The following is a 26,726-nucleotide window of genomic DNA, read 5'->3' on the forward strand; positions in this document are numbered from 1 at the left end:
GTATCCTTCGTGCCCTGATCGCCAATGAACCGGCTTTGTGTACTTTGTAACTTAATCTAAAAAGAAAACTCCGTGGGCCTCCGTGCTCTTCGTGCCTTTGTGGTGAAAAATAGTGCCTCCGTACACTCCGTGTCTTAAACAAGTATATCTGACACAGGTATTTCACGGCACCTTTTCCCTGAGCCATAGCTGCTCATCCTTATCCTCGATGACCTCGTACCGGCCTTCGAGCGACTTTTTAATTTCGTCGATCAGCTCGACCGCCGGCCTGGGCAGGAACTCGCCGGTGACAATGGCCAGCTGGCGGCTTCCCGTGTCGACGTCGAAGCCGAAGGTAAAGAAGTCCGTGTCCCGGTCGAACATGGTGTCCTCGCCGATGGTGATAAAATCGCAGCTCTGCAGGGGCATGCTCGTCTCGATGACGACGCGCCTGGCGAAATCGGTCTTCTTATCGACGACGTTCAGGATTATCCTATTCATGGCATTTCTCCAGTGATAATTACCATTCGATGCAAGAAAAGCTTAATGCTTCGGGCCGATGACTATCTTATGAAATATTATTCGAATGGTGATATCAATGGTCAAACTGACGCAAGAAGTTAAGGATTCCATGCAGGGCGTGAAAACCATTTTCCTCGCGACCTGCTCCCGGGCCGGCGTGCCCAACGTCGTCCCCATGACCATGTTCAAGATCCTGGACGATGAGACCATGCTCTTATCCGACCAGTTCATGCAGAAGAGCCTGTCGAACATGAAGGAGAACCCGCGCATCGCTATCTCCTACTGGAGCGAGAAGGGCGGCTTCCAGATCAAGGGGACGGTCGCACTGCACACGAACGATCAGGTCTTCAAGGACGACGTGACGTGGGTCAAGGGCATGAAGCCGAACCTTAACCCGAAGACGGCCATCGTCATGAAGATCACGGACGTCTTCATGGTCAAGCCCGGCCCCGAAGCCGGTAAAAAGATACTTTAATATCTCTTTTTTGAGTTTCTTTTTTTCCTTTTCACGGGCTGTGCGGCGACGAGCATCTTCTCGATGCGCGACAGGTCGTCGGCCTGCTGGTCGAGCCCTTTCTTGAGGCAGGACAGCATCACGGCCTTCTGCTCCCCGACATCATCATCGTAGACGAGGGAATAAAGGCCGTACAGTTTCTTGATGGTCCGGTACTGGCTGAACTTCCGCATGTAGCGGTCCTTGAGCTCGGTCCTCATCTCCTTCTGGACGCCCGACTTGTTCGCCATGTCCATGATGCGCTCGACGTCCGTCTTCGCCGTGAGCACGTCCTCGACGGCCTCGCTCAGCTTTTCCAGGCTGGCGTCGGACTTCATGATGTAGTTCTCGATGAGCTGGGCCCGGTTCATGATGTCCTTGAGATCGAGTTCCACGCCCGTGATCATGATGATGGGGATGTCCTTGAGCTCCGAGTCTTTTTTCATTACGCTGGCCACCTCCCACCCGTCCATGGGCTCCATGCGGATGTCCAGGAACAGCAGGTCCGGGCGGCTCTTGCGGGCAGCCTCGATACATTCGGCACCGCTGTAGGCCTTCAGCGTACGGTAGCCGATATTCTCCAGCTTGCCGGATATTACGTCCACTATATCGGGCTCGTCGTCGGTGACCAGTATAAGTTTGTGCGGAGTCCTTGCCATATCGATACCTGTTTTTGTCTAAAACTATCTAAACGTTATGCTGAAAGTGGAATTCTATTAGTAATATCTTATACTTAATACTTTCACATTTATTCAAAAAGTCATATAATTAAATCGGGCGTATGCCCATATGGGCATTTAGTTATACGCCCGTGTAAGGGCCCGGAAGGGGCCGATTACATCCTTTCCCTTATGGTCCGCCGGCCCATCAGAGCGACCATCGCTCCGAAGAGGATGCCGGCCCCGGCCGCGATGGCCACGCTTTCGAAGGGGTGGTCCCGTATGCCGGTCTTCACGTTGTCCACGTTCTTGTCTACCTCGGAGCGCACGTCGTCTACGGTGTCCATCATCCGGTCCCTGTACTCGTTCGCGTTAAAGCCCCGGATGCTGTCCGCCATGCTCCTGATCGATCCTGCCACCTTTCCAGCCGTCCGGGCGCCCGTATCCTCGACGCGCTTCGCGGACTGCTCCATGGAGCTTGCCAGCTCTTCTTTTTTAGCCTTATAGTCAACCATCGTAAACCCCCATGTTATAGCGTAATGTAGCGCAGTATGCGAATCCACGTTATTTTTTAACTGTAGCGTTTATAATCGTTATTAAAAGAAAAATCGGGGACTGATAAAAAAGGATATAAGCCGCCCCCATGGTCAGCGATTGTTACTTTTTAGCTTCTTCGGGCTTATCCGGGACGGGCTTGCCCTCGGCGTCGGCCGCCTTTTTTGCCGCTTCCATCTTCCGCTTCTTGATAATGGGCGCGTTCTCGTTGGTCACCAGCGTGTAGATGGTCAAACGCTCTCGGGAGGGCTTAGTGTACACCTCGTTCTGGGAGATGGCGTTGGTCGGGCAGACCCGGACACAGGTGCCGCAGCGGATACACTGAGTGTTCAGGTATTCGATGGTCGTCTCCTCTTTGTGTATTATGATGCACTCAGCAGGACACGACCGCTGGCATAGCTGGCACAGGATGCACTTGGTGCCATCAAAGGTCACGTCCGCCCTCGTTCCCGGGAAATGCTGGTACGGGGTAAACGGGTAATTGGACGTATAAGGCTTGCTTACGGCGTTCTTAAGGATATTTTCGAGTATGTCCAGCATGGTTATCACCTGTCAAAGCACCCGATACACGGGTCGAACGTTATCGTGATGAGGCCGACGTCCGCCAGGTAGGAGCCCTTGATGAGCGGTGCGATGCCCAGGCCGTTCCCGTACGTCGATGTCCGGATCTTGACGCGGTCCAGCTCCTTCGACTTCTTGCCCCGGACGTAATAGAACAGCTCGCCCCGCGGGGCCTCTACCCTCGCGAAATTCTCGCCCTCGGGCATGGCCTTGGCCTTTGCGAAGAGCTCGTCGGGCGTGCCTTCCAGCAGCGGTACAAGCTGGCGGATGAGGTCGATGGACTGGAAGATCTCCCGGACCCTTACCAGAGAGCGGGCCCAGCAGTCGCCGTCCTTCTCAACTATAGGCGTGACCTTGACCTCCTTGTATAGCAGGTAGGGCGCAGCGTGTCTCACGTCGTAGGGGACATTACTGCCTCGGGCCACAGGCCCGACGACGCCAAGCTCCTTCGCCATCTTCTCGGTCATGACGCCGACGCCCTGCATCCTCTCCTTGATCGTGTAGCTGTTGACGATCATCTTCTCCAGGTCACGGGCGCGCTTTTCGATATCGTCGCAGAAATCGAGGATCTCCTTGCCCATTTCGGGGCCTATATTCCGGGTGACGCCGCCGACGATGTTGATGCCGTGGAGCACGCGGTTGCCCGTCGTGCGCTCGAACACGTCGAGCACCTGCTCCCTGTTCCGGAAGCACAGCATGAACAAATTCTCGAAGCCGATAGACTCGAGCGTCAGGCCGATGGCCAAAAAGTGGCTATGGAGCCTCTCCAGCTCCAGCATGATCGTCCTGATGATGGCCGCCCGGCGGGGCAGTTCCAGGCCCGCCATCGTGCCCTCGACCGCCAGGCAGTAGCAGGTCGAGTGGTGCTGGGTGCAGATAGCGCATACGCGCTCCGATAGATAGGCGCCCTTATTATAGTCCCATTCGAATTTTTTCTCGAGCCCCCTGTGGACATAGCCCGCCTCGAGATCCACGCCCTTCACGATCTCGCCATCCATGGTAAGCTTCAGGCGCAGCGGCTCGATCCAGACGGGGTGCTGGGGGCCGAACTGTATGCTCGTCCTCATGTCATTTCCTCCTCAATGGGGCGTTGATGCTCGGGTGCAGGAAAAACCGCCCGGGCACGTTTTTTACGCGCACGCCGAACATCTCGCACAGCTCATTCTCCGCGATGTACGCCGCGGGGATGATGGGCGTTATGCTCTCGATCTCCTCGTTGCCTCCGGCCTTCGGCACGACGACCCGGTAGTTCTCTGTCCGGCCGATGCCGGTGTGGAAGAAGTATATTACCTCGATGTTCTCGCCGGTGTCCACGCCGACGATGGTGATGAGCCTCGCGTCCCGGGCCTTCAGGCCGTTCACGATGCCCTGGAGCTCGGCCTGGGTGACGGTCTTCGCTTCCATTAAGCCGCCCCCTTCGCTTTCTCTTTTCTTTCTTCCAGAAGCTTCTTCTCCTTTTCATTCAGTATGTCCAGCGCCAGCACCAGGCCGTCGATCACGGCCTCCGGCCGCACGTTGCAGCCGGGCACGTAGACGTCCACGGGGATGACCTTATCGACTCCGCCGCAGTGGCCGTAGCATCCCTGGTAGATGCCCCCCGTGCTCGCGCACGTCCCGACGGCGATGACCGCCTTGGGGTCGGGCATCTGGTCGTACAGGTTCTTGATGATGTCCTTATATTTGATGGTGACGGGGCCGACGACGAGCATGATGTCGGCGTGCTTCGGGTTGCCCGTGCTCATCACGCCGAAACGGCTCACGTCGTACCTCGGCGTCAGGCACGCTAATATTTCCAGGTCGCATCCGTTGCATCCGCCGCTGCCCACGTGCAGGACCCAGGGCGATTTTTTCCTTGAAAGCTCCGTCAGAGTCATGCGATCCACTTCCCGGTCATGACGATATATATCAGGTTAATTATCAGCAATGCCATTCCAACTATGAATACTTGCTTCAGCATCTGGTCGACCCTGAGCCTCGCCGTCAAGTTATCGGTGATGATGAGGAAAACGTAGGCAATGAGCATAAGCAGTATCTGCATGATCCAGCCCGGTACGACAAGGCCTCCCAGGGCGGCGTCCTTCACGAAGAACAGGCTGATGAACCAGAGGATGAAGAACAGCTCGTAGAAGTGCGTAACGTACAGGAGCCCTAAATATTTACCCGAGTACTCCGTCTCCGGCCCCTGGGCGATCTCCTGGTGCGCGTCCGAGATATCGAAGGGCGACTTCCTGGCTTTGATCGGCAGTATGATGAAAATGGCCAGCAGCGCCAGCGGCAGCGTGTACAGGAGCGGCTGCGCCGCGGTATAGATGGAGCCGATCTCGAAGCTCCCCGTCACGAGCCTTATGAGGAATACGGCGAACAGTAGTATCGGCTCGTAGATCAGCATCTGCATAAGTTCCCTGGTCGCCCCGACGTAGCCGAACTGGGAGCGCGTGCTGTACCCGGCCAGCACCAAAAATATGAACGACAGGCCGAAGATGAACGTGGTGATAAGCAGATCGTATTGGAACAGCATGAGCGTCAAGCTCAGGATGACGGTGAGCATGTACGCCACCCCGAAGACCAGGTACGTCTTGTTGACGACCTTGTCCTCCTTGCCGAAGAGCTTTATCACGTCATAGAACGGCTGAACGATGGGCGGGCCCGCCCTGTTCTGGATCCGGGCCGTGACCTTGCGGTCGATGCCAATCAAAAGGCCGCCGATGAACGGCGAAATCACGAGCAGCACGAGAGGTATGCCATAGGTGGTGAGCGGGTCCGCCACTTTAGATCACCGCCGCGATGAATAATGCCACGAGCAGCAGTACGCCGACGGGGTCGAGGTACTTCAGGATTACGCTCTCACCTATCATGCTCTGGAAGAAGCCGCCGCCCAGCTCCGGCTCATCGCCGGTGCCGCAGGCGTAAGTGTGCGTGACCGCCGTTTTCGGCACGCGGATGGCGATCCACGGGACCAGTATGATGATCAGGAATATGATCAAAAAGCCCAGGGGCGAGAACCCGCCGATGGCGCTCTGGATGGTCCAGCCCGTGATGAGCTGCGACGGCTCCATGCCATAGACCGCCGGCAAATTAATGAGCTTATCGAAGAAGATCGTGGTCAGCGCCACGGACACGAAGACGCCCAGGACCAGCACGATGAGCGGCAGCTCCATGAACCAGTCGTGGTGCGATGTCTTCGGAGCATCGAAGGGCTTGGTCGCCAGCAGCTTTCCGGCCCACCTGGAATAGTAGAAGACCGAGAAGATGCTGCCGAATATGATGAAGAATATGTCCACCAGCGAGAGGCTGATCGACGTGAACGTGGACACGGACTGGAAGGCTAGCCACTTGCCCACGAACACGCCGAACGGGGGGGCCATCAGCGAAATTAAGCCTATGACCATGATGTAGGCCACCAGGGGCATGCGGTTCACGAGGCCCTCCATGGAATCAATGTCCCGGGCGCCCGTTTCGTGCTGTACCTCGCCGACGCATAAGAACATCAGGCCTTTGGAGACCGCGTGGAACACCAGCAGCGCGACGGCCGCCGTCAGGGCGAGCCCCGTGTTGATGCCGGCACACATGGCGATGAGCCCGAGGTAGCTGATGGTCGAGTAGGCCAGGATGCGCTTGGTATCCGTCTGGCTCACCGCCAGAAAAGCGCAGAACATGAAGGAGAAGCCGCCGATGACCGCTATAATGGTCGAGAGCAGGCTGCCCACGATGAGCGGAGCGATCCGGATCAGGAGGTAAACTCCCGCGTTCACCATCGTGGACGAGTGGAGTAATGCCGATACGGGCGTGGGGGCCACCATGGCGCCCGTCAGCCACGAGTTAAAGGGCATGAGCGCCGACTTGGTGAAAGCGCCGAAGGCCATGAATGCGAACGGGAGAGCGATCGCAGCCGCCGGCAGGAACGACAGGAAGCCCGGCAGGCCGGCCTTCATGCCGGTCAGCTCCGACAGGAACGTGGTCCCGTAGGACGCCTCGATGAGCAGGATGCCGCATATCAGCGAAACGCCGCCCAGCAGGTTCATCCACAGCGCCCGGTCGGACGCCTTTATGGAAGCGTCATCGTGATAGTGTCTTATTAAGAGGAACGAGCAGAGCGTCGTGACCTCCCAGAAGAAGAACATCCAGGTCAGGTCGTTCGCGAAGATCAGCGCGTTCATATCTCCAAGGAAGACCATCATGACCAGGAAAAAGGGGCTGACACGCTTATCGCCCTTCATGTAGCCGATGGAGTATATGAGGATGAGCGAGCCGATGATGGACACGATGAGGCACATGACGATGGCCAGGTTATCCACGACGAATGTGACGCCCCCGGCATGGGCCGTTTTAGGCATAATGAACTCGAAATAGGCGAGCGGTATCAACTGTAATATGGCCAGGAGTACGGCCTTATACTCTTTATCCTTGATACCGAAGTAAATGAACGTCAGTAGCAGCAGAAAGTCGAGTACCAGGATGATCGGCGACAGCGGGACGCTGAAGCCTCCCAGCCCGATGGATTCGGCGGTCAGGGTTTGCTGTCCGCCGTACAACAGCAATAGAGAAGCTACCGTGAGGACGAGGGAGCAGAGGATGACCACGTATTTCTTCAGCTCGTAGCCCGGTATCAGGTAGCAGACGATGCCTAATAATGCAGGCACCATCGTCATTAGTAATAATAGAAGTGAAACATCCATAGAGTCACCAGGCGTGTAGAATATAATTGTAAATCATTATATTTATAACCAATGGCACGCTTCCCTGCAACAAAATAGAGGCTACGTGCCTGTAAATTTGAAAAACTTTTTAAGCGCGTCCGCCGTAGCTGAAAGTAATGGCCATCAAGCTCGTTATAAGCGATTTTGACCGGACGTTCACCGACGAGAGCCTGTCCGTGGCGCCCGAATTAAAAGAGGCCATCGGCCTCATCGGGGCGAAAGGAATCCGGTTTTCCATCGTCTCGGGCCGGAATTACGGCTTTTTACTCGAATTCTGCCGTGAGCTGGACGGCCTGCTCGACTCCTTCGTGGCCGAGAACGGCTGCATAGGGCATTTTAAAGGCAAAAAGTGCGTGCTCGGAGATTCTGCCCGGCGAGGCGAGCTACTGGGCAGGCTAAAGCAGCTCGGCGTGCCCTATGGCCAGGGCGAGGTCATCGTCGCCGTGGAGGCGCGATACCAGCCGCAGCTCTGTAAGGCGCTCTCGGGCCTCGATGGCGCCTTTCACGTCATCCGGAACGTGGATTCGCTCATGATATTGCCCGCCGGGATCTCCAAGTCTTCCGGCGCCGCGTGGCTGGCGCGCATGTACGGCGTACAGCTAAGCGAGACGGCGGCCATCGGCGATGCCCAGAACGACGTGGCCTTCAGGGACTCCTGTGTTCTGCTGGGAGCGGTCTCGAACGCCATCCCCGAGATGAAGGCGACGGCCGATTACGTGTGCCGCCAGAGCTATGGCAAGGGCCTTCAGGAGTTCATCGAGTACATCGGCCGCTAAATGCCCATATAATGATTTTATAATGAGGGCGCGAATCTGATTCTATGTACGGCATCGTCGGCAACGGTGAGACCTGCGCCTTCATCAGCGTCTTCAGCTCGCTCGACTGGCTCTGCCTGCCCGCCTTCGACTCTCCGACGATGTTCGCCCGGGCGCTTGACAACATTAACGGGGGCTCGATCACGCTCTCCTACGACCAGGACGGCACGGGCACGCCCTTCGAGGTGGGCGAGCAGCGCTATCTCGAGGACACGAACCTGCTGGAGACCACCAGCCGCGTTGGCGCCGACACGGTGCGGGCCATCGACTTCATGCCCTTCGGCAAGCACAAGCTCTGGCGAATACTGGGCATCTCCGGCCCGGACCCCTTCAGGCTGACGATAGACGTCGACCCGCGGCCGGACTACAATCGCGCGAAGCCGAAGGTGAGCGTCCTGGACAACGGCCTGATGATCTGCGGCCCCGGGCAGGCGCTTATGATCACGTCCCTCGAGCGGGCTACGTTTAAGAAAAAAAGCATAACCTTCGACATCCAGCCGCCCATGACCATACCGCTCCTGCTCACATACGGCTCCACGCCCGACGAGGCCCGGAAAGCGGCCGATAACTCGAGCCACGAGCGCGAGTACCAGGCCGATCTCAAGTTCTGGAGGAACTATACGGCCTGCGCTTTTCCCGTATTCGACCTGAACCCGCGGATGCACTATTATTATATGCGCTCGCTGCTGGTGCTGAAGCTCCTCACGTACGATAAAAGCGGCGCCATCCTGGCGGCACCCACCACGTCGTTCCCCGAGATCGTGGGCGAGGACAAGAACTGGGACTACCGCTTCTGCTGGGTCCGGGACGGGGCTTACAGCGCCGAGGCGCTGGCGCTGGCGGGTCTGTTCGAGGACTCGCGGCAGATCATCGACTTCCTCCTGGGCATCGTTCAGGCGGAGGGCAAGCCTTACCCGTACCCCCTCGTATCCATCTACGGCGACCTCAAGGGCACAGACGAGGCGGACATCGACACGCTCGTCGGCTTCGGAAACAGCCGGCCCGTGCGCATCGGGAATAAGGCCGTCGGCCAGAAGCAGAACGACCTGGAGGGGGAGGTCATCCACGCAATATATACGCTAAATAAGTATTCGGGCTGCGGGGGATACGTGGAAGAAAACTTTCCCAAGATACAGCGGATCGTGGAGTACGTGGCCGGGCACTGGCGGGAGAAGGACGCCGGCATCTGGGAGTTACGCCGCCCCTACATGGATTATGTCCACAGCAAGACGATGTGCTGGGCAGCGCTGGAATACGGTGCCCGCCTGGCGACGCTCGTGGAAAAGCGGCATCTGTCCAGCAAGTGGGGCCTGGAGGCCGAAAAGGTCAAGGTCGACATCATCAAGAACGGGTGGTCCGAAAAGCGCAAGTGCTTCAAAAGGGCGTACGAGGACGATGCATACGATGCCTCCGTCCTCGCCATTCCGCTTATGAATCTGCTGCCCGTCGAGGACACCATGGTGCGCATGGCCGTCAAGAGCATCACAGACAACCTCGGCGCGGGCGGCCTGCTCAAGCGGTTCGCCGAGGAGCCGAACGCCTTCATGCTTTCCTCGCTATGGCTGGCCCAGGTCATGATGAAGCGGGGCAAGGTCGTCAACGCCCTGGATATAATCAACAGGGCGGCCCGGTACGCGTCCAGCGATCTCGGGCTCTTCGCCGAAGAGTACGACATGTACTACCAGCGGCTCGTGGGCAACATACCGCAGTCCTTCTCCCACGAGGAGTTCATAAAATCCGTGAACTACCTCATGGGAAAAGAATGATCAGTCGGTGATGATCGACTCTTCGGTGCCTATGCCTTCCTTGAAACGCTTCTGCAGGCAGATCTTATCGTAGATCTCGCAGTGCTCCTTGAAGCCCCGGTCCACGCAGAAGCGCCCGCAGGCAAGCTGCCTGCCCCGCTCGCCCATCAGCTTTCGCAGCGCCGGTGTCTCGATGAGCTTATCGATGTGGCCCGCCAGCGCCATATGGTCCTTCGGCTTAAAAAGGAGCCCGTTATAGCCGTCGGTGATCTGCTCGGGTATGCCGCCCACGTTGGAGCCGATGACCGGCTTGCTGAAGCACATGGCCTCCGAAATGACCAGGCCGAAGCCCTCGTTGATGGAGGGCTGGACGAGCATGTCGCAGGCGTCGTACGCCTTCATCAGGTCGTCCTGGCTCACCTTGCCCAGGAACTGCACCCTGTTATCGAGCCCCCGCTCATGGACCATCGCCTCCAGCTCTTCGAGCCGGTTTGTGCGGCCGATGAATTTTTTCGTCAGCGAGCCGTTCCCGATAAAGATGCACGTCGTGCCGGGGTGTTTCTTAACGACTTCCACCATGGCCTCGATGAGGTATTCCTGCCCTTTACGGGGGTCGATACGGGACACGCAGAGCACGATATTATCGTTCACAGGGATATTATATTTCTCGCGGAAGTCGTTATCCCCGTCTAAGACGAACTCGTCCGTGTCGATGAACGGGTTGATCTTGCAGACCTTACCCGGGCTCAGGCCGCTTTCAACGGCCGTGCGCACGTACTCGTCCGTGGAGAAGATGACATGGTCGTAATAGCGCATATACCTCGCCAGGAACTCCCGCCACTCCGGCGGCGTATCCACCGTGAACGGTATGTGCCAGGTAAAGATGGCGGGCACGTCGATATCCCCTTTTATTAAGAACGCGAGCGGCATCACCTGGAAGTCGTGCACGTGGAGCATATCGAACTTCTCGATATCGTAGACCTGCCGCACTTTCTCGTACATGTTGAGATTAAAGCCTAAGTATTCGGAATACCCATAGTCGAACCGGTCCTCCAGCGGAGCCATCTTCCGGCCGTGGGTCACGTCGATGATGAGCTCCTTAAAGCGGAAGTAGCCGTCGATGGATTCCTGTATGCCCTCGTCACCCGACATGCGATATACCCGGACCCCGTCTATGACCTCGTACTCGGGCATGTCGGAGGACCGCAGGTGTACGACCACCATCTCATCCCCCCGGGCGGTCAGTTTCCTGCCCAGCGACTGCAGGTACCGGGTCACGCCTCCGATGTACGGGTAAAACGACTGGGATACGACACAAATTTTCATAAATACGATTCTCGAACTACGGGCCAAAAAGGTTAGTCGAATAAAAACCTGGAAAAAATACTCTGATTTACATTAAAAGCATTAATATGCCATTATAATTAATAAATGTAAAAATTTTTGCTCATTTAGCCATTACAGCTCTAAAGCAATCCCCACCCGGCCGCCGGGGAGCTTAAAAACGCTAAAATGAGCCGACGGTATCCGATTATTCAAAAAGCGTCAACTCAGCCGGAGGAACCTTTTTAACCTAGAGACGAGCGAGGGCTTCGCGATCTTCTTCTCTTTATTGCGCGGTATGTACTCTGACACGCCCGGATGGGAGTACGCCTTCACAGCTTCCCGGTTCGTTTTCCTGTCGTAGGCCATTAATGCTTCACTAAACAAGTACGGGCGCCTTGCGCGTAAATATTTTCTGGTTCAGGGCTTTGTTGAATATTTAATATCTCTTACATTATTAAGTCCGTGAAGCTTGTAAAGTGGGCTTAAGCCGGGAAATGCCTGTCTGCAGGCCTACGGGTACGACCGGCTGATGGTCCTCGGGTACGGGATCGTGTCCCGGATGTGCTCCAGGCTGCAGATCCAGCGGACCAGGCGTTCCGTGCCCATGCCGAAGCCGGAATGCGGGACCGAGCCGTAGCGCCTCAGGTCGAGGTACCAGGCATACTTCGCCGGGTCCTCGCCCTGCTTCCGGATACGCTCCTCCAGTATCTTTAAATCGGTCTCCCTCTCGCTGGCCCCGATGATCTCGCCGAACCCCTTCGGGGCGATCATGTCGACGTTCAGGACTTTACCGCTGCCGGCGTCCTTCATGTAGAAGGCCTTCACATCGGCGGGGTACTCAGTAATAAATAAGGGCTTATCATAATGCGTCGAGAGCTGCCTTTCCTCATGGGTGCCGAAGTCGTCGCCGGGCTTGAACTCATATCCGTCCGCCTGCAGGATCTTTACGGCCTCGTCGTATGTGATCCTCGGGAACGGGGCCTTCAGGCTCTTGAAGTACTCCGGGTCGCCCCCGGCGAGCCTGATCTCTTCGGCCCGCTCTTCGCCGACCTTATTGCACACGTGGCAGACAAGCCGCTCAAGCATGTCGATCATCTCGTACAATCCCATCCAGGCCATCTCGCCCTCGATGTGCCAGTACTCCGCCAGATGCCGCGTGGTACGGGACTTTTCCGCCCGGAATGAGGGCGTGATCGAGTATACTTTTTCAAGGCCGAAGATGAGCGACTCGAGGTACAGCTGGGCGCTCTGGGACAGGTAGGCCTTATCCTCGAAATACTTGAGCTCGAACAGGGTGGAGCCGCCCTCGCAGGCGCTCGATATGATGATAGGCGGCGTGACCTCGTAGAAGCCGTTGCTTCGGAACCACTCGCGGGTCGCGTTCAGCACCGCGTCCTTGACCTTCATGACGGCGACGAGCTCCTTACTCCTGACATCCAGGTGCCTCAGGTCCAGCAGCACTTCGGGGTTGTGCTCCTCCTCGCCGAAGATAGGGTAGTCCTGCGAGGCGCCGATCAGCTTAATGTCGGTGACGGAAAGCTCCTTGCCGCCGGGGGCGCGCGGGTCCGTGCGGACCTTGCCCTTGACGATTACGGAGCATTCCAGGGATAGCGCGTCGGCGACGGCGAGCGCCGCGTCGCAGACGTTGCCCTTGCGGGTGGTCACCTGCATCTCGCCGGTAGCATCCCGTATGAGAGTAAAAACGATCTTGCCGCTGGAGCGGTTCTTGACGACCCATCCGCCGACTTCGACCTCTTCGCCGTCGGCGAACCTGCCGGAAAGCACGTCCTTTATCCTTGCGTACATAGGGCTCATCTTCTGGCACGTATTATGGCGTCATTTATCAAAAAGCTTTAGCGAGACACCCACTGTCATAGCCTTTAATCTCAATCCCGTTGTGCCGTCTAAGGATGCTTATCACCATTTTTCGCGGCGTTATGGAATAATGATATAATCTATTTATATCCTCAGGCATAACTTCCTATCGTGGTATCATGAGGGGTCTCCGGCTCATCACGCTCATTCTGGCAAGCGCCCCATTGCTCATTCTCCTGCCGCCCGCGGCGGCCTGGTCTCCCGCGGCCGTGTCCATCGCGGCCTCGAATACTACCTCCGTCGCGCTGCTTGACGACGGCTCCGTCTGGCAGTGGGGCTATGCGGGCGAAGGCGTCGACCTGCTGGTACCGCAAAAGGTCGACATCGCGACCGTGCGCCAGATCGCGGCGGGATACGGCCACGTACTGGCGCTAAAAAGCGATGGCACGGTGTGGGCCTGGGGCGATAACAAGTACGGCCAGCTGGGCGACGGCTCATATAACGATAGCCTGGCACCTGTTCAAGTCGAAGGCCTGCGCGGGATCACGGCCATCTCCGCGGGCAAGGACGTAAGCCTGGCGCTAAAAAGCGATGGCACGGTGTGGGCCTGGGGCTCGAACTCTTATGGTCAGGTGGGCGAGGGATCGATAAACTATGAGGGCACGAACGTGCCCATACCGGTGAACAGCCTGAGCAACATTAAATCCATCTCAGCCGGAAGCTCACACTGCTTTGCGGTGCAGGCAGATGGCACGGCGTGGGCCTGGGGCGATAACCGGCATGGCGTCCTGGGCGACGGCACCACGGAAAGCCGCTTTACGCCCGTCCGCTCGAAGATATATAATACGAAATCGCTCGATGCCGGCGATATGCACGCGCTGGCCGTCCTGGAGGACGGGAATGTCTGGGCCTGGGGCTACAACTATTACGGCCAGCTGGGCATGGGCGGCACGAGCCTGAACGACCAGGGCCGGGTCTACGCGGGGACGGAATCGGACTCCTATAATCCCGACATCGTCCGGGGCCTGTCCGACATGAAGTCCGTGGCATCCGGCGGCTCGTACTCCGTGGCGCTGGCCGATAACGGCACGGTCTGGACGTGGGGCAGCAACACGGACGGCCAGCTAGGCACAGGCATCCCGGGCGGGGCCGACATGACCTCTCCCGTCATGGTGAGCGGCCTTGACGACGTCGTGGCGATCGATGCGGGCATGTACCATACGCTCGCCCTGAAGAGCGACGGCAGCGTCTGGGCCTGGGGCTCGAACGCCGAAGGCCAGATTGGTAATCGGAGCGCTTCCACGGCGTCGCCAGTGCTCGTGCTCATGCCGTCCCAGATACCGCCGTCCCCGACGCCGACGCCGATCATCGCGGCCTCGCCTCAGCCCACGGCCGAGAACGGGCCGAACTATATGCTCTATGGTGCCATCGGCCTGCTCGCTGTCATCGCGGTGATCGTAGTGGCGGCGTGCCTGATGCTGCTCAGGACCAGGCGAAATGCTCCCGGTAAAAAGTAATAGTTATCTTATTTTATTTTCGGCCTCACCACGACCGTCGGGTACGGCATATCGGCGGTCTCGAGCATGGTCAGCGCTTAATACGTTTCTTTATGGCCGGGGGCTTTTCCAGCATCAGCGTGTCCATAAACCGCCCGATACGGGCCAGAGCCTCCTTGATATCCTCCATGGACGAGCAGTAGGAGCACCGCAGGTGCCCCATGCCCGCCTCTCCGAATACGCTGCCGGGCACGGTGACGACACCCTGCTCGTACAGCAGCCGCTCTGAAAATTCTTCGGACGAGAGGCCCGTCGCCTTGATGGACGGGAAAGAGTAGAAGGCCCCTTTAGGCTCGAAGCAGTCCATGCCAAGAGCGTTGAAGCCCCGCACGATGACGCGGCGCCGGCGGTCGTACTCCTTGACCATGTCCTGCATGTCGCCCTGGCCGTTCTTCAGCGCCTCGATGGCGCCCAGCTGCGCGTTGATCGGCGCGCAGAGCATGGTGTACTGGTGGATCTTCATCATCGCCTCGATTATGTCCGAGTTGCCGCAGGCGTAGCCCAGTCTCCAGCCGGTCATGGCGAACGCCTTGCTGAAGCCGTTGAGCAGCACGGTGTTGTCCCGCATGCCGTTGAGACTGGCGATGGAGGCGTGCCTGCCGTCGTAGGTCAGCTTATCGTACACCTCGTCCGTGAGGACCATCAGGTCGTGCTCGATGGCGACGTCGGCGATCTCTTCCAGGTCCTTCCGGGTCATGATCGAGCCCGTCGGGTTATTGGGATAGTTCATGATGATGGCCGTGGTCTTCCGGGTTATTTTTTTCTCGATGTCCTCCCGGCGGACCTTGAAGTCGTTCTCCTCGGAGGTGCTCACCGGCACCGGCTTCCCGCCGGCCATGATGACGCACGGCTTGTAGGACACATAGCTGGGCTCCACGACCAGGATCTCGTCGCCCGGGTCCGTGATGGCCCGGACGGCCAGGTCGATGCCCTCGCTGACGCCCGTCGTCACTAAGATCTCGTTGTTCGGGCTATAGTCGCCGCCGGAGCCCTCGAGCGTGTACTTCGAGATGAGCTCCCTCAGCTCCATGAGGCCCCAGTTCGATGTATAAGTGGTCCTGCCCTTCTCCATGCCGTAGATGGACGCCTCTCTGACTCGCCACGGCGTGATAAAGTCGGGCTCGCCGACGCCTAAGGAAATGACGTCCTCGATGGTGGCGGCGATGTCGAAGTACTTGCGTATGCCCGAGGGGGGTAGCTCGATGACCTTTTTTGCGATCTTCATGGGTGGATGACCAGCCTGCTGTCCTCTTCCTTCTCGAACATGATGTCGCCTTCCCGCTTGTAGCTCCTGAGCATGAAGTGGGTGGCGGTGTGGGTGACCTGGTTAAGGGGGGCGATCTTCTCGGCCACGAAGAAGGCTACATCCTTCATGGTCTTGCCTTTTATTACCAGGTGCAGGTCGTGGTCGCCCGAGACCAGCATGCATGTGACGACTTCGGGGAACTTCGAGATGCGCTCGGCGACGGCGTCGTACCCCACGTTGCGCTCCGGGTTCAGCTGGACTTCGATGATGGCGTAGACCGAGTCGTCGCCGAACTTCTCCCAGTCGATGATCGTCTTGTAGTGCCGGATGATGCCGCGGGCCTCCATCTCCTTGATGAAGCGCTGCACGTCCTTTTCCTTGAGGCCAGTCTGCTCCGCTATCTCTTTGGCCGTGAGCCTCGAATCGTTCTCGAGCAGCTCTAAAACCTCGCGCATGGACTCGTCGGACGAGCCCTTCCTGACTTTTGATGTGGCCATTGAAATAAACCCCGTTGTCGGACTTGTATGATGGGTATATACCTTTAAAAGCTTAACGTTTCCACAGGCTGTTGAAGTCCGGTGCAACAGAGGAACTTATAAAAATGGGCAATGGCGTTTTTATCGTATTAACGGACTATTTATAATAATGAATATCAGTATTATCGGACGCCGCTTAGAGCTTGAGCCTGTCGACGGCGAGCTTGATGTCATCGGCTTTAATGGTCTTGCGGCCCGCGTGCACGCAGAGCTTGCTGGCCTCGGACCCGATCTTCAACACATAATCCTCGGTATACTTCACCATCTCATCGACCGCCTCGGCGGAGATCCTGTTCCCGCCCGCCTGGCTTAAAAGCCGGGCGATGGGTGCCTTAGAAATTTCTGTCATAGCGATAACCTCTTCTTCGTTTACATAACTTCACGAAACATAATAAACGTTTTGATTTTTTGTGCAAATTATCCAATAATTGGGCATATTTTACGCTTAATCTAAAAAATACGGCTTTATTGGGCTTTAAATTTCCTGGCGAGGCCGGGGCAGCCTATGCCCATCAGCGGCTTCGGCATGCTGCACAGGCCCGTCCGTTTGCCGCTCGCGCTCAGCCCTGAAAATCGATAGGGGCAGTCGGCCTTCGCGCACTCCCTCGTATCCATGATCCTGACCTCAAATCCATGGAGGGGCTTATCTAATATAAGGTAAAGTAGCGCGCGCAGAGAAAGTAATGTTAAGATCGCTTATTTATTAAGGAGCTGCATAATATTATATTTCGTAATAACGCCCACGACCTTGCCCAACCCCATGACCAGGACGGCGTGGTTGGTGTCAAGCAAAGCCGAAATCGTGCCCATGTCCGTGCCGGGGGCCACCGCCGGGAACGAGTCCTCCATTAGCTCCCGCACGCGGGCGTTACTTATCCTGTCGATGTCCCGGCTGCCCATGGCCTGCACCAGCGCGCTCTCGGAGATGCTCCCGATAGGCACGCCATTCTCCAGGACGGGCAATTGCGAAAAGCCGTACTTCTCCATGATCTTGACGGCCTGGTCCACCGAGTCGTCGGGGGAAAGCGAGATCACCGGCGACGTCATCAGGTCTTTCGCGGTGATGCGGGACTTCTCCATGTCGTCCAGCGCCGTCATGATGCTTCTTATCGTGGAAAGCCTCGGGTCCACGTCACCCGACTCGATGCGGGCGATCAGCGGCTGGCTCACGCTCGCGCGGCCCGCGAGCTCGCTCTGCGTCAGGCCCAGCTTTATGCGCCTCTTCTTGATGCTCTCCGGCGTGGGAAGTTCCATTAATACCTAAACTTAAGCGTTTGTTATTTATAATTTATGCATGGGGCGCATAAAACTGAGAGCTTAGCGAGTAAGCCATTATACAGCGATTTTTCGCTATTTAAATAGAAATATATTTATAATTTATCCACTAAATTATATATTTGGTACCGGTTGTGGTATTTACCATTAATATGTCTTTCAAGGGGTGAATGAGGCGGACCCGATGGAAATAATTCAAAACGCCGATAAAAGACGCATGGCTATATCTATCGTATCAGTCTTACTGGCAGTTTTCGTTATCGTGCCCATGGCGGCTGCCCTGCTCTCCTGGCCCGCTGCGGGGGACACCGCGCTGACCAACTCCAGCAGCGACGACAACCGGACCATCTACGTGGAAGGCTACATCACGGGCAGCGACGGGAACCAGGACAGGACTCCCTATCCCATCTCCGGCGCCGTCATCTACTTCATAAAGGACCAGGAGATCGTGAACCAGACGAAGTCGAACGCCATCGGCTACTATAATGTCGTCATCACGTCCGGCACCTACTCCGTCGTCACCGCGGCCGCCGGGTTCCAGACGCTCATGGACGAGCAGGAGTTCCGCGGCACCAGGACGCTGAACCGGCAGCTCACGAAGGTGCCCTATGCCGGGCTGGTGCCCTACGCGGTCAACTCCGTCCTGGAGACGAGCCCCGGCCGCCCTGTGTCCGTTACCATATGCGTCGAGAACAGTCAGATGTCGGACCAGTACGTGGCCTTCGGCCTCCAGGCGCCCGAGGCCGATACGAAGAACTGGGTAGGCTGGTGCCCGGAGGGGCAGATGCTCGGCGTCCGCTGCGGCGACCAGCGGGAGATCTCCTTCGATTTCCAGTATAACGGCGACCAGCGGGGCGCCTTCCTCTGGTACGTGCTCGTCACCGGCGGGCCCTTTTATGCGAAGATACCAGTCGTCGTCATCGTCAAGGACATGCCCTACGAGTCTCTGGACCTCTACACGAACTACCCTTCGAGGACCGTAAAAGCCGGCGATACTGCCCAATTCGTCTTTAACGTGAACAACGGCTACGCCCGGGATAAGCCCCTGGACCTGGTGATCGAGAAGCCCGATGGCTGGGGCGCCACGACGGGCAACGGCACGATGTTCTACGCGGCCAGGGCGGAAATTGCCACCTCTGACTTCTGGGTTTACGTTCCAAAGAGCGCGGACCCGGGCACCTATACGGTCAACCTCACCCTGAAAGGGCAGGACGTCTCCTCCAATAAGCTCACGCTCTATTTACAGGTCCAGGGCGCGCCCGCCTACGAAGCCTTGATAAAAGGCTATAAAGTCTCCGGCCAGGGATACCCCTCTATCAATCTCACGGACGGGGACTCTTTTGATATTCCCGTGCGGGTCTATAACGACGGCGAGTTCCCCATGGAGCTGGCGGTGACCGCGGAGGTAGGCGATAACTGGGCGTATTATCTGAGCGGCGCGCCCTGGGATAAGATCGAGGTCGATCCTGGCGTGGCCTCCGAGTTCACCATACGATCCACAGTTCCCAACGGCACGACGGGCAATTACACTGCGAAAATCTACCTGGACGGCGGCGGCCAGACCACCATGCTCATGGCAGAGCTGAGCGTGCAGCCTCAAAAGGAGGCGGTCATCAAGTCAGACGCCCTCGGCGGACTGCTGCTCGCGGGCGGGACCGTGGGTGTCATCGGGCTGTCGCTGCTCGCTACCATGCGCAAGCGCCGCCGGTACTGACCACAGAGGCCACGGAGGACTATAATTCACCACAATGGTTCACAGTGGTCACAGAGTATTTTATTTTCACCACAGGGGTTCACAGTGGTCACAGAGGTATTTTAAATGCTGAAGGGGACTCGCTTCGCTCGCCCCTTGCAGACCCCGCCCGTGGATAGTCTCTGCGTTCTCTGTGACCCATTTTAAAAAGGCCTCTGTGAACCTCTGTGGTGAGATATAAATCGTCCTCCGTGGCCTCTGTGAACCTCTGTGGTAAAAATAAAAGGCCTCTGTGACCACTGTTGGTAAAACTCACCGTGGCCTCAGTTGTCTATTCGAACTTCTGGACCTGTATGGGCTCTATATTAGCGTCGATGACGAGGTCGAAGGGCACCTTGCCGTACCAGCCGGCCTTCTCGAACATGCTCATGAAGCAGACGCCCATGACCTTAGCCCCCGGCTTCTTTATCTTATCGATTACCTCGTTGGAGCCCCCGATGCCCAGAGTACAGGCCGGCATGGACAGCCCGCCCAGCAAAACAATAAAGTCCGCGCCGTGCGGATCGGCCGCGCCGCCGGTCTGCATGCCTATCCCCGGGACCTGCCAGATGGAGCGGGCATCCTCGATGATCCCGTCCGGGACGAAAGTCATCACGACGGGGTCGTTGCGCAAAGTATAGGCGAACAGCTCGATGAAAGGCAGGCACGTGCCCGCGCAGCCGACGAAGACGATGTGGCTGCCGCGCTGGACGCCCAGCGCCATTATCTGCACCTTAAATATCTTTAAAAGATTCGACAGGCCTCTGGATGTCTCGATCAATTTATATGCCATTTAATCCAGCCTCTTCAGCTCTTTTACGCTCATCACCGCGGACAGCGGTATGATGCGCGTTCGTATGCCCATTTCCATAAGCGCGGCGAACGGGTTGATTCCCGAATAGCTCGCGATACCGCACATGCCAGCATCGATCGGCACTCCCAGCAGGGGCCGCATATCTTCGCAGCCCGAAAATATGCCGTGGATATCGGCACTATTCATCTGGCCGATGATGCTCCGGGCCATATCGCGTGCGTTCACCGGTATCTCCCGGACGTTGGCCAGCACGTTGCCCGAGCCCGTCTCAAGGACCTTAAGCACCGACGTCATACTCTTTGATACGAAGACGTTCATGGGGTTGATGGACGTGCCGTGGTAATCGATGACGTCGGTGAAGCGCTCGGCTTTATGATTCTTAACCCGTAAGATGCCGCCGTACTTCAGGTTCACGGGTATGCCTCTCTTTAAGAGGACGCCGTCGATGGTGATGCTGCAGAACGTGGCGAGCGCCATCTGGCCTTCGGGAACGTCGTTCTCCAGGATCTCCTCGCCTTCGTCGACCACCTTGAGGCGGGGGCTGATGGCATAGCCCGCTTCCACGACGCGCTTCAGCATGGCCAGGGAACGGTCGCAGTCCGCCTTATCGATGTAGCAGATATTGACGACCACATCGCCCGTATCGCTCAAGGGGTCGAAGGTGGTCTTATACTCGTAGTTCTCGATGCGGGTCGAAACAAAGCCCAGGCGATCCGTAACGAGGGCATGCTCCATCTCCTCTTCGCCAAGGGGGGTGATGACGCGGCCCAGGTAGCCGTGCTTCTTGGTGAATCCCCGCTCGTCGAGCATCCGCAGATGGTATCGCGTGGCGCGCTCGCCTAAGTTGTAGCCCCGCCGGTTAAGCTCCTCGGCGATCTTCCTGGCGCCCACTTCGCCGTTAGACTCGCTTAGAATACGTAGGATCTCTATCAGTTTGCGCTGTGTCTCTGCGTCTGGCATTTCGCTTATCTTCCTAAAGAGATTAGAATATATTACCTGATTTTATAATTTGCTATTCGCTTGAAAAGGATTACGGGGAGGTCAACGGTTCCCTGGGGCTCTCGGCCGTGATCTTGCCCGCCTCGGGCTTCTTCGCGTCCAGCATCGCCTGCACGAACCCGAGGAATGGGGGCGAAGGCCTCTCGGGTCTCGACTTGAACTCGGGGTGGAACTGCGTGGCTAAAAAGAATCTATGGGAAGGCAGCTCTAATATCTCCATACGGTTGTCGTTCTTGGCCGAATACACCAGGCCGTGGCTCTCGATCTCGTCGATGAGGTCCGGGTTGACCTCGTAGCGGTGCCTGTGCCTCTCGCTGATCTTTGTGGAGCCGTAAAGCCGGTGGGCCAGGGTGTTGTCCTTGATCCACAGCTTATGCTCGCCAAGCCGCATGGTGCCTCCCATGTTCTTGATGTCCTTCTGCTCGGGCAATAAGTCTATGACGTGCGTGCCCGTGGCGCTGAACTCGCTGCTCGTGGCGTCCTTATAGCCGACAACATTCCTCGTGAACTCGATGGTCGCGAGCTGGAAGCCCAGGCACAGGCCCAGGTAAGGAATATTATGCTCCCGGGCATACTGGATGCCCTTGATGTTGCCCTCGATGCCCCGGGTGCCGAAGCCGCCCGGCACTAAAATGCCGTCGACGTCCGCGAAGAATGGCGCCAGGTCATCCGCTTTTTCCAGATCCTCGGACTCGACCCACTTGATCCTGATTTTCGCCCCGGTGGCGATGCCCGCGTGCTTGAGCGCCTCTTTCACGCTCAGGTACACGTCCTCGATGCCGTACTTGCTCAGGATGGCGACGGTCAGGCTCTTGTCGCAGGCGACCAGCCGCGAGACCATCTCGTTCCACGATTTCGAGTCGTCGAGCGGCTGGAGGTTCATGTGTTTCATCACCACTTCCGCCATGCCTTCCTTCTCCAGCTGGATTGGCACCTTATAAATATCGTCCGAGTCGTTGGCGCTGATAACCGCCTGCTCGGGCACGTCCGTGAACAGCGCGATCTTTTGCTTTGTGGACCGGGCCAGGGGCTTCTTGCACCGGGCCACGATGATGTCTGGCTGAATGCCCAGTTCGCGTAACTCCTTAACGGAGTGTTGCGTGGGCTTCGTCTTCTGCTCGTCCATGGTGTCGATGGGAACCAGCGTGACGTGTATTAGCGTAATATCCTCTTTCTTTTCCTCGGCCCGCATCTGGCGGACCGCCTCCAGGAAGGGCATGCTTTCGATGTCGCCCACGGTGCCGCCGACTTCGACTAAACAAATATCGGCGCCGCTTTTCTTGGCGATATGGCGGATGCGCTCCTTGATCTCGTTGGTGATATGGGGGATGATCTGGACCGTCTTGCCCAGGTAGTCGCCGCGGCGCTCCTTTTCGATGACGGTCTTGTAGATCTTACCGGTGGTGATATTGTGCTCAGAGGTGAGGTTGATGTCCATGAACCGCTCGTAGTGGCCCAGGTCGATGTCGGCCTCGCCGCCGTCCTTCAGGACGTAGACCTCGCCGTGCTGGAACGGGCTCATGGTGCCGGCGTCGATGTTGATGTACGGGTCGATCTTGATGGCCGTGACCTTGTACCCCTTGTTCTTCAGGATACGGCCCGTCGACGCCGCCGTAATGCCTTTTCCTAAGCCGCTCATCACACCGCCGGTCACTACAACGTATTTCACTCAATATCACCACAGGATTTAATGAAATTTATTCGTCCCGATTTGGCTTAAACTTAATGATATACTTATTGGGATTACTGGAAAACATGCATCAGCTCGCACACGGCGTCCACGATGCGCCGGTGAACGTCCGCGATGGGCGCGCCCGTGTCTATGACCATGGCGTTCGGCTGCTTTCCAATGGCTAAAAAGATATCCCGGACCTTTTCCAGGTATTGCGCATTCTCGAAATGCCCCACCACGTTCTTTCTGGCGTTCACCCGGGCCATACTTTTTTCCGGACTGATATCGAGAATAATGATAAGGTCGGGTATGGGCGAAAATGCCTCGTTCTCCCGGCGAATGCGCTCCGGGTCGAGGCCGCGGGCGCCCTGGTACGCCATATTGGATAGATAGTAGCGATCCATGATGACCGCCTTCCCCGCATCGAGCGCGGGCCGGATGCTCTTCTCGACGTCCTCCCTCCGGTCCTCCATGAACAGCCGAAGCTCGTTCTCCGAAGAGAGGTCCCCGGACCGGGCGCGCCGGGCTATCTCCTGCCCGTAGCGGCCCTGCGTGGGCTCCTTGAGGGCAACGGCATCGATGCCGTGCTTATCGAGCCACTCCTTCAGAAGCTGGACCTGGGTGGTCTTGCCAGTGCCGTCTATGCCTTCGATGGTGATCAAATAGCCTCTGCGGGTCATCGAGACAACTTCGCCCGCCGATTATATTAAATATTTGTACGGTAACTTATTTGCAATAAAATGAAAATATTTATCGTACCTGAAGACAATTAATCTTCTATGCCTGCTTCGCTTTCCCTTCGGGCCGCCGGGCTCCTTTCGGCCTCCGCCATCGTGGCAGCCTCGGCATTCTACAGGCCGTCGCCGCCGCCTGGCGATCCTTACCGGTCTTCGCTGCTTATGGCCTCCGGGCTCATATTAGCCATCGGCTCGCTGCTGCTTTCAAGGACTGTCAGGAACACATTTCTAAGGCATGGGGGCAGTGGCGCTTTTAAGGCATTATACTGGGCCGTCCTTGCCTCTTCAGGCGCCGGCATTTCCGAAGCCGTTTCCACGTTCTATGCCATGGACGTCCCTCTGGCGGCCTCGCTGGCGGCCGTCTCATTTGCAGGAGCGGGGCTGATGCTGCTCGATTTCCAAAAAGGGGGCCGGTGAATGGACACCATAATATTTTATATCGCGGCCGGCGCGGCCTGTATTATCATTTTTTCCATGGTCTATCGCTCGCTGAAGGCCCCGTTTTTCCTGTACCTGTCGGCCGCCGCGATATTCATGGCCTGCGGCTCCATCTCGACGGTTCCCGGCGCCGGCGCGCTGTCCGGCCTGTCCATGGCGCTGGGCGGGGCGAGCATGGCTGCGGCGTCACTGCAACTGACATGCTCTTTCAGGCTGGCGGGCGATGAGCATGATTAAGAGGATCGTCGACCTGCTGCGGAGCACGGACGGTTACGCGGGAATAGCCATATACCGGGGGCAGGGTCTTCTTTTTTGCGAAGGATGGGAGCCCTCGCACATCGCGCGGGTCGTTGAATTTTACAGCGGGCCGGCATCCCATTTTCAGGCTAAAAGGATGACCCTCGTCATACAGGGATTTACGATCACCGTATTCATGGCCGGGGACATGCTCGTCGTCTGCCGGTCGGCCGGCCGGTTTACCTCCATCCCGTCCCTGCCCGAAGAAGAGCCCGATTATACCGCAGGCCAGGCTCCGGCAGGCCTCATATCCCGGGAAGAGGCCAGGAAAGAGGCCGAGGCCATGCTCAAAGTGCTCATGAAACATGGCTAATTTTTATATTTTTTGAAATTTCAAAAAACTTAAATAGTTGTTCTGCATCAGTACGCTTAATGGCTAAGTCATACTCCGACATTATCAAGGAGAGGGAAGCAATACTGGACACCTTCGAGGCGCTTTTCAAGGCCCGGGGACTGGGAACTCTGCACGGCCGCGTCTTCGGCGCGATCCTGCTGGCGGTGGAACCCATGACCCAGGACGAGATCAGCGAATTCACCGGGTACTCTGTGCCGGCGGTCAGCTCCGCCATCGACGAGCTGGTCCGGCTGAACCTCGTGGCCAGGCAAAAGCGGCAGGACAGCCGTAAAAATTATTATTCGAGCCGCGCGAACCTCGATGAGATCATGCGGATGACGCTGAAGACTATCCATGACGACTACGTGCAGGTCGTGCTCGGCCAGCTCCAGGCGGTCAAGGGCGATAAGGACGCCAACGACCCCAGGCTGAGCGAGCACGCCGAGTTTATCGAGATTTACGAGGCAAAGCTCAGGGACTTAGAATCATACATGAAAAGATTACTGGACGTACCACTGGAGGAGAAAAAGTGATCACTGTAAACCGGTATCGCTGTGGCTACTGCGGGGCCTGCGTGAGCGTCTGCCCCAAGGACGCCCTGGACCTCGTCGAGACGTATATCGAGGTCGACGATAAGTGCAGCAACTGCGGCATTTGCACCAAAGTATGCCCCATGGGGGCGCTGGAGCTGGTCGATGATGAAGAGTGAGTACGATGTCATCGTGGTCGGCGCCGGGCCGGGGGGCTCAATCGCCGCGCGGACCGCCGCGGAGCACGGCCTCGACGTTCTTTTGATCGAGAAGCGCCAGGAGATCGGCGATCCCGTGCGGTGTGCCGAGGGCACGGGCAAGCTGGGGCTCTCGAAGTTCATCGAGCCCGACCCCAGGTGGATATGCGCCGAGGTCACCGGTGCCCGGATCTTCGCCCCGGACGGGACCTGCGTCGAGCTTTCCGAGAAGCTCGCCGGCAAGGAAGTGGGCTACGTCCTCGAGCGTAAGATCTTTGACCGCGCACTGGCGAAGACGGCCGCGAAGGCCGGCGCCGAAGTGCAGGTCAAGACCCAGGCGACCTCTCTCCTCAAGGAAAACGGCAACGTCTGCGGCATCCGGGGCAAATATCGCGGCGACGACTTCGAGGCCCGGGCAAAAGTCGTGGTCGGCGCCGACGGCATCGAGTCGAGGGTCGGCAAATGGGCCGGCATTAACACCACGATAAAGCCTAAGGATATCGAGACCTGCGCGCAGTTCCTGGTCACCGACATCGACATCAAGGCTGACAGCTGTGATTTCTACATGGGCAACGAGCGCGCCCCCGGCGGCTATGTCTGGATCTTTCCCAAGGGAAAGCGGGAGGCCAACGTGGGCCTGGGGATTCTGGGCAACCGATTCTCGGGTAAGCATCCGATCGACTACTTGCACGATTTCATGGCCTGGAAGTTCCCGGATGGCAAGATCATCGAGACCGTCGTGGGCGCGGTGCCGGCAAGCGGCATGCTCAAGCAGCTTTCCACGGGCGGGCTGGTGCTCGTCGGAGACGCCGGCCGGGTGTCGGACCCGATCACGGGCGGCGGCATCTATAACGCCATGGCCAGCGGCCGCATCGCGGGCAACGTCATCGCGGACGCCATCAAGGCTAACGACGTCTCGGCGAAAAAGCTGATTCGCTACGACCGCGAGGTCGGGGAAGAGCTCGGCAAGCAGCTGGACCGGAACTATAAGACGAAGGAGTTCGTCGTCAAGGCGGAGGATAGCCTGATGAACTCGGTAGCGAGGTCCCTGCAGGGCGTTAATTTCGAGGAGATGTCCGTGGCGAAGCTCTTAAGAGAGATTATCACACGCAACCCGGCAATGTTCCTGGAGCTGGCCGGCCTCTTCTGAGGCCAGCCATTTTTTATTACTAAACAAGCTTAAAAAGCTTAATGAT

At 57.6% G+C, this 26,726-nt stretch carries 32 protein-coding genes; 11 read left to right on the forward strand and 21 right to left on the reverse strand.

Annotated features, from left to right (window positions below; genetic code table 11):
* Positions 1-162: 162 nt before the first annotated feature.
* Positions 163-480: a hypothetical protein gene (locus VMC84_RS00100; RefSeq protein ID WP_325376922.1), complete on the reverse strand. Its 318-nt coding sequence runs from the start codon at positions 478-480 to the stop codon at positions 163-165.
* Positions 481-577: 97 nt separating this feature from the next.
* On the opposite strand from VMC84_RS00100, the gene VMC84_RS00105 reads away from it, so the two are divergent.
* The gene (locus VMC84_RS00105; protein WP_325376924.1) at positions 578-976 is read left to right on the forward strand and encodes a pyridoxamine 5'-phosphate oxidase family protein; all 399 of its coding nucleotides are present in this window, start codon (positions 578-580) and stop codon (positions 974-976) included.
* On the opposite strand, the gene VMC84_RS00110 is transcribed toward VMC84_RS00105, so the two are convergent.
* From VMC84_RS00110 to VMC84_RS00145, 8 genes are all read right to left on the reverse strand, one after another.
* The gene (locus VMC84_RS00110; RefSeq protein ID WP_325376926.1) at positions 973-1,653 is read right to left on the reverse strand and encodes a response regulator; all 681 of its coding nucleotides are present in this window, start codon (positions 1,651-1,653) and stop codon (positions 973-975) included. The two genes, VMC84_RS00105 and VMC84_RS00110, sit on opposite strands and share 4 nt — an antisense overlap.
* A 176-nt stretch (positions 1,654-1,829) precedes the next feature.
* Positions 1,830-2,168 (reverse strand): hypothetical protein, encoded by a 339-nt coding sequence (locus VMC84_RS00115; RefSeq protein ID WP_325376928.1) that lies wholly within the window; start codon positions 2,166-2,168, stop codon positions 1,830-1,832.
* Between the two features lie 142 nt (positions 2,169-2,310).
* A complete protein-coding gene (locus VMC84_RS00120; RefSeq protein WP_325376930.1) occupies positions 2,311-2,748 on the reverse strand; it encodes a 4Fe-4S dicluster domain-containing protein in 438 nt (145 codons plus the stop codon).
* 5 nt (positions 2,749-2,753) lie between these two features.
* Positions 2,754-3,836, reverse strand: coding sequence for a nickel-dependent hydrogenase large subunit (locus VMC84_RS00125; protein ID WP_325376931.1), 1,083 nt, complete (start codon positions 3,834-3,836; stop codon positions 2,754-2,756).
* A 1-nt stretch (position 3,837) separates the two neighbouring features.
* Entirely contained in the window at positions 3,838-4,173 is a 336-nt protein-coding gene (locus VMC84_RS00130) for an NADH-quinone oxidoreductase subunit C (RefSeq protein WP_325376933.1), read from the reverse strand.
* Complete coding sequence (locus VMC84_RS00135; protein ID WP_325376935.1) at positions 4,173-4,643, reverse strand: NADH-quinone oxidoreductase subunit B family protein; 471 nt, start codon at positions 4,641-4,643, stop codon at positions 4,173-4,175. The genes VMC84_RS00130 and VMC84_RS00135 overlap by 1 nt, the downstream gene beginning before the upstream one ends.
* Complete coding sequence (locus VMC84_RS00140) at positions 4,640-5,536, reverse strand: complex I subunit 1 family protein (protein ID WP_325376937.1); 897 nt, start codon at positions 5,534-5,536, stop codon at positions 4,640-4,642. The genes VMC84_RS00135 and VMC84_RS00140 overlap by 4 nt, the downstream gene beginning before the upstream one ends.
* A gap of 1 nt (position 5,537) precedes the next feature.
* Positions 5,538-7,445 carry an NADH-quinone oxidoreductase subunit L gene (locus VMC84_RS00145; RefSeq protein WP_325376939.1) on the reverse strand — a complete coding sequence of 636 codons (1,908 nt, stop codon included), beginning with the start codon at positions 7,443-7,445 and terminating at the stop codon, positions 5,538-5,540.
* 137 nt (positions 7,446-7,582) lie between these two features.
* Here VMC84_RS00145 and VMC84_RS00150 point away from each other — a divergent pair, with 137 nt between their 5' ends.
* Together VMC84_RS00150 and VMC84_RS00155 are read left to right on the forward strand one after the other, a co-directional pair.
* Positions 7,583-8,242: an HAD family hydrolase gene (locus VMC84_RS00150; RefSeq protein ID WP_325376941.1), complete on the forward strand. Its 660-nt coding sequence runs from the start codon at positions 7,583-7,585 to the stop codon at positions 8,240-8,242.
* A gap of 44 nt (positions 8,243-8,286) precedes the next feature.
* Positions 8,287-10,047, forward strand: a complete 1,761-nt coding sequence (locus VMC84_RS00155) for a glycoside hydrolase family 15 protein (protein WP_325376943.1) — start codon at positions 8,287-8,289, stop codon at positions 10,045-10,047.
* Here the strand turns inward: VMC84_RS00155 and VMC84_RS00160 are convergent, their stop codons facing one another.
* The 3 genes from VMC84_RS00160 to asnS all read right to left on the reverse strand — a co-directional run bounded on the left by VMC84_RS00160 (position 10,048) and on the right by asnS (position 13,158).
* Positions 10,048-11,352 carry a glycosyltransferase family 4 protein gene (locus tag VMC84_RS00160; RefSeq protein ID WP_325376945.1) on the reverse strand — a complete coding sequence of 435 codons (1,305 nt, stop codon included), beginning with the start codon at positions 11,350-11,352 and terminating at the stop codon, positions 10,048-10,050.
* Between the two features lie 219 nt (positions 11,353-11,571).
* The gene (locus tag VMC84_RS00165; protein ID WP_325376947.1) at positions 11,572-11,736 is read right to left on the reverse strand and encodes a hypothetical protein; all 165 of its coding nucleotides are present in this window, start codon (positions 11,734-11,736) and stop codon (positions 11,572-11,574) included.
* Positions 11,737-11,862: 126 nt separating this feature from the next.
* Positions 11,863-13,158 (reverse strand): asparagine--tRNA ligase, encoded by a 1,296-nt coding sequence (asnS, locus tag VMC84_RS00170; protein WP_325376949.1) that lies wholly within the window; start codon positions 13,156-13,158, stop codon positions 11,863-11,865.
* A gap of 188 nt (positions 13,159-13,346) precedes the next feature.
* Here asnS and VMC84_RS00175 point away from each other — a divergent pair, with 188 nt between their 5' ends.
* Positions 13,347-14,684: a chromosome condensation regulator RCC1 gene (locus VMC84_RS00175; protein ID WP_325376951.1), complete on the forward strand. Its 1,338-nt coding sequence runs from the start codon at positions 13,347-13,349 to the stop codon at positions 14,682-14,684.
* A gap of 70 nt (positions 14,685-14,754) precedes the next feature.
* Here the strand turns inward: VMC84_RS00175 and VMC84_RS00180 are convergent, their stop codons facing one another.
* From VMC84_RS00180 to VMC84_RS00200, 5 genes are all read right to left on the reverse strand, one after another.
* On the reverse strand, positions 14,755-15,948 hold the full coding sequence (locus tag VMC84_RS00180; protein WP_325376953.1) for an aminotransferase class I/II-fold pyridoxal phosphate-dependent enzyme: 1,194 nt from the start codon (positions 15,946-15,948) through the stop codon (positions 14,755-14,757).
* A complete protein-coding gene (locus VMC84_RS00185) occupies positions 15,945-16,553 on the reverse strand; it encodes an Lrp/AsnC family transcriptional regulator (RefSeq protein ID WP_325376955.1) in 609 nt (202 codons plus the stop codon). The genes VMC84_RS00180 and VMC84_RS00185 overlap by 4 nt, the downstream gene beginning before the upstream one ends.
* Positions 16,554-16,641: 88 nt before the next feature.
* Positions 16,642-16,854, reverse strand: coding sequence for a histone family protein (locus VMC84_RS00190; protein ID WP_325376957.1), 213 nt, complete (start codon positions 16,852-16,854; stop codon positions 16,642-16,644).
* A 116-nt stretch (positions 16,855-16,970) separates the two neighbouring features.
* Positions 16,971-17,120 (reverse strand): hypothetical protein, encoded by a 150-nt coding sequence (locus VMC84_RS00195; protein WP_325376959.1) that lies wholly within the window; start codon positions 17,118-17,120, stop codon positions 16,971-16,973.
* Between the two features lie 81 nt (positions 17,121-17,201).
* A complete protein-coding gene (locus tag VMC84_RS00200; protein WP_325376961.1) occupies positions 17,202-17,759 on the reverse strand; it encodes a CBS domain-containing protein in 558 nt (185 codons plus the stop codon).
* A gap of 205 nt (positions 17,760-17,964) precedes the next feature.
* On the opposite strand from VMC84_RS00200, the gene VMC84_RS00205 reads away from it, so the two are divergent.
* The gene (locus VMC84_RS00205) at positions 17,965-19,494 is read left to right on the forward strand and encodes a hypothetical protein (protein ID WP_325376963.1); all 1,530 of its coding nucleotides are present in this window, start codon (positions 17,965-17,967) and stop codon (positions 19,492-19,494) included.
* A 310-nt stretch (positions 19,495-19,804) separates the two neighbouring features.
* Here VMC84_RS00205 and VMC84_RS00210 read toward each other — a convergent pair whose 3' ends face one another.
* The 4 genes from VMC84_RS00210 to tmk all read right to left on the reverse strand — a co-directional run bounded on the left by VMC84_RS00210 (position 19,805) and on the right by tmk (position 23,677).
* Positions 19,805-20,305, reverse strand: a complete 501-nt coding sequence (locus VMC84_RS00210; protein ID WP_325376965.1) for a DUF2124 family protein — start codon at positions 20,303-20,305, stop codon at positions 19,805-19,807.
* Positions 20,306-21,286 carry a DUF128 domain-containing protein gene (locus VMC84_RS00215; RefSeq protein ID WP_325376967.1) on the reverse strand — a complete coding sequence of 327 codons (981 nt, stop codon included), beginning with the start codon at positions 21,284-21,286 and terminating at the stop codon, positions 20,306-20,308.
* A gap of 70 nt (positions 21,287-21,356) precedes the next feature.
* Positions 21,357-22,994 carry a glutamine hydrolyzing CTP synthase gene (gene pyrG, locus VMC84_RS00220; protein ID WP_325376969.1) on the reverse strand — a complete coding sequence of 546 codons (1,638 nt, stop codon included), beginning with the start codon at positions 22,992-22,994 and terminating at the stop codon, positions 21,357-21,359.
* Between the two features lie 74 nt (positions 22,995-23,068).
* Entirely contained in the window at positions 23,069-23,677 is a 609-nt protein-coding gene (gene tmk / locus VMC84_RS00225) for a dTMP kinase (RefSeq protein ID WP_325376971.1), read from the reverse strand.
* A gap of 99 nt (positions 23,678-23,776) precedes the next feature.
* Here tmk and VMC84_RS00230 point away from each other — a divergent pair, with 99 nt between their 5' ends.
* From VMC84_RS00230 to VMC84_RS00255, 6 genes are read left to right on the forward strand one after another with little or no spacing between them, the layout of a single operon-like run.
* Positions 23,777-24,151 (forward strand): hypothetical protein, encoded by a 375-nt coding sequence (locus VMC84_RS00230; RefSeq protein ID WP_325376973.1) that lies wholly within the window; start codon positions 23,777-23,779, stop codon positions 24,149-24,151.
* Complete coding sequence (locus tag VMC84_RS00235; protein ID WP_325376975.1) at positions 24,152-24,409, forward strand: hypothetical protein; 258 nt, start codon at positions 24,152-24,154, stop codon at positions 24,407-24,409.
* Positions 24,396-24,782, forward strand: a complete 387-nt coding sequence (locus tag VMC84_RS00240) for a hypothetical protein (protein ID WP_325376977.1) — start codon at positions 24,396-24,398, stop codon at positions 24,780-24,782. Before VMC84_RS00235 ends, VMC84_RS00240 begins: the two co-directional genes overlap by 14 nt.
* Before the next feature lie 59 nt (positions 24,783-24,841).
* Positions 24,842-25,336, forward strand: a complete 495-nt coding sequence (locus VMC84_RS00245; protein WP_325376979.1) for a GbsR/MarR family transcriptional regulator — start codon at positions 24,842-24,844, stop codon at positions 25,334-25,336.
* On the forward strand, positions 25,333-25,512 hold the full coding sequence (locus tag VMC84_RS00250; RefSeq protein WP_325376981.1) for a 4Fe-4S binding protein: 180 nt from the start codon (positions 25,333-25,335) through the stop codon (positions 25,510-25,512). Before VMC84_RS00245 ends, VMC84_RS00250 begins: the two co-directional genes overlap by 4 nt.
* Entirely contained in the window at positions 25,502-26,680 is a 1,179-nt protein-coding gene (locus VMC84_RS00255) for an NAD(P)/FAD-dependent oxidoreductase (RefSeq protein ID WP_414676330.1), read from the forward strand. The genes VMC84_RS00250 and VMC84_RS00255 overlap by 11 nt, the downstream gene beginning before the upstream one ends.
* Positions 26,681-26,726 lie beyond the last annotated feature (46 nt).

Source organism: Methanocella sp., from assembly GCF_035506375.1.
Classification (GTDB): Archaea; Halobacteriota; Methanocellia; order Methanocellales; family Methanocellaceae; genus Methanocella.

Coding starts and splice junctions, on each gene's coding strand:
- VMC84_RS00100 (WP_325376922.1), bottom strand. CDS start 480: ATGAATAGGATAATCCTGAACGTCGTCGATAAGAAGACCGATTTCGCC.
- VMC84_RS00105 (WP_325376924.1), top strand. CDS start 578: ATGGTCAAACTGACGCAAGAAGTTAAGGATTCCATGCAGGGCGTGAAA.
- VMC84_RS00110 (WP_325376926.1), bottom strand. CDS start 1,653: ATGGCAAGGACTCCGCACAAACTTATACTGGTCACCGACGACGAGCCC.
- VMC84_RS00115 (WP_325376928.1), bottom strand. CDS start 2,168: ATGGTTGACTATAAGGCTAAAAAAGAAGAGCTGGCAAGCTCCATGGAG.
- VMC84_RS00120 (WP_325376930.1), bottom strand. CDS start 2,748: ATGCTGGACATACTCGAAAATATCCTTAAGAACGCCGTAAGCAAGCCT.
- VMC84_RS00125 (WP_325376931.1), bottom strand. CDS start 3,836: ATGAGGACGAGCATACAGTTCGGCCCCCAGCACCCCGTCTGGATCGAG.
- VMC84_RS00130 (WP_325376933.1), bottom strand. CDS start 4,173: ATGGAAGCGAAGACCGTCACCCAGGCCGAGCTCCAGGGCATCGTGAAC.
- VMC84_RS00135 (WP_325376935.1), bottom strand. CDS start 4,643: ATGACTCTGACGGAGCTTTCAAGGAAAAAATCGCCCTGGGTCCTGCAC.
- VMC84_RS00145 (WP_325376939.1), bottom strand. CDS start 7,445: ATGGATGTTTCACTTCTATTATTACTAATGACGATGGTGCCTGCATTA.
- VMC84_RS00150 (WP_325376941.1), top strand. CDS start 7,583: ATGGCCATCAAGCTCGTTATAAGCGATTTTGACCGGACGTTCACCGAC.
- VMC84_RS00155 (WP_325376943.1), top strand. CDS start 8,287: ATGTACGGCATCGTCGGCAACGGTGAGACCTGCGCCTTCATCAGCGTC.
- VMC84_RS00160 (WP_325376945.1), bottom strand. CDS start 11,352: ATGAAAATTTGTGTCGTATCCCAGTCGTTTTACCCGTACATCGGAGGC.
- asnS (WP_325376949.1), bottom strand. CDS start 13,158: ATGTACGCAAGGATAAAGGACGTGCTTTCCGGCAGGTTCGCCGACGGC.
- VMC84_RS00175 (WP_325376951.1), top strand. CDS start 13,347: ATGAGGGGTCTCCGGCTCATCACGCTCATTCTGGCAAGCGCCCCATTG.
- VMC84_RS00180 (WP_325376953.1), bottom strand. CDS start 15,948: ATGAAGATCGCAAAAAAGGTCATCGAGCTACCCCCCTCGGGCATACGC.
- VMC84_RS00190 (WP_325376957.1), bottom strand. CDS start 16,854: ATGACAGAAATTTCTAAGGCACCCATCGCCCGGCTTTTAAGCCAGGCG.
- VMC84_RS00195 (WP_325376959.1), bottom strand. CDS start 17,120: ATGGATACGAGGGAGTGCGCGAAGGCCGACTGCCCCTATCGATTTTCA.
- VMC84_RS00200 (WP_325376961.1), bottom strand. CDS start 17,759: ATGGAACTTCCCACGCCGGAGAGCATCAAGAAGAGGCGCATAAAGCTG.
- VMC84_RS00205 (WP_325376963.1), top strand. CDS start 17,965: ATGGAAATAATTCAAAACGCCGATAAAAGACGCATGGCTATATCTATC.
- VMC84_RS00210 (WP_325376965.1), bottom strand. CDS start 20,305: ATGGCATATAAATTGATCGAGACATCCAGAGGCCTGTCGAATCTTTTA.
- VMC84_RS00215 (WP_325376967.1), bottom strand. CDS start 21,286: ATGCCAGACGCAGAGACACAGCGCAAACTGATAGAGATCCTACGTATT.
- tmk (WP_325376971.1), bottom strand. CDS start 23,677: ATGACCCGCAGAGGCTATTTGATCACCATCGAAGGCATAGACGGCACT.
- VMC84_RS00230 (WP_325376973.1), top strand. CDS start 23,777: ATGCCTGCTTCGCTTTCCCTTCGGGCCGCCGGGCTCCTTTCGGCCTCC.
- VMC84_RS00235 (WP_325376975.1), top strand. CDS start 24,152: ATGGACACCATAATATTTTATATCGCGGCCGGCGCGGCCTGTATTATC.
- VMC84_RS00240 (WP_325376977.1), top strand. CDS start 24,396: ATGAGCATGATTAAGAGGATCGTCGACCTGCTGCGGAGCACGGACGGT.
- VMC84_RS00245 (WP_325376979.1), top strand. CDS start 24,842: ATGGCTAAGTCATACTCCGACATTATCAAGGAGAGGGAAGCAATACTG.
- VMC84_RS00255 (WP_414676330.1), top strand. CDS start 25,502: ATGAAGAGTGAGTACGATGTCATCGTGGTCGGCGCCGGGCCGGGGGGC.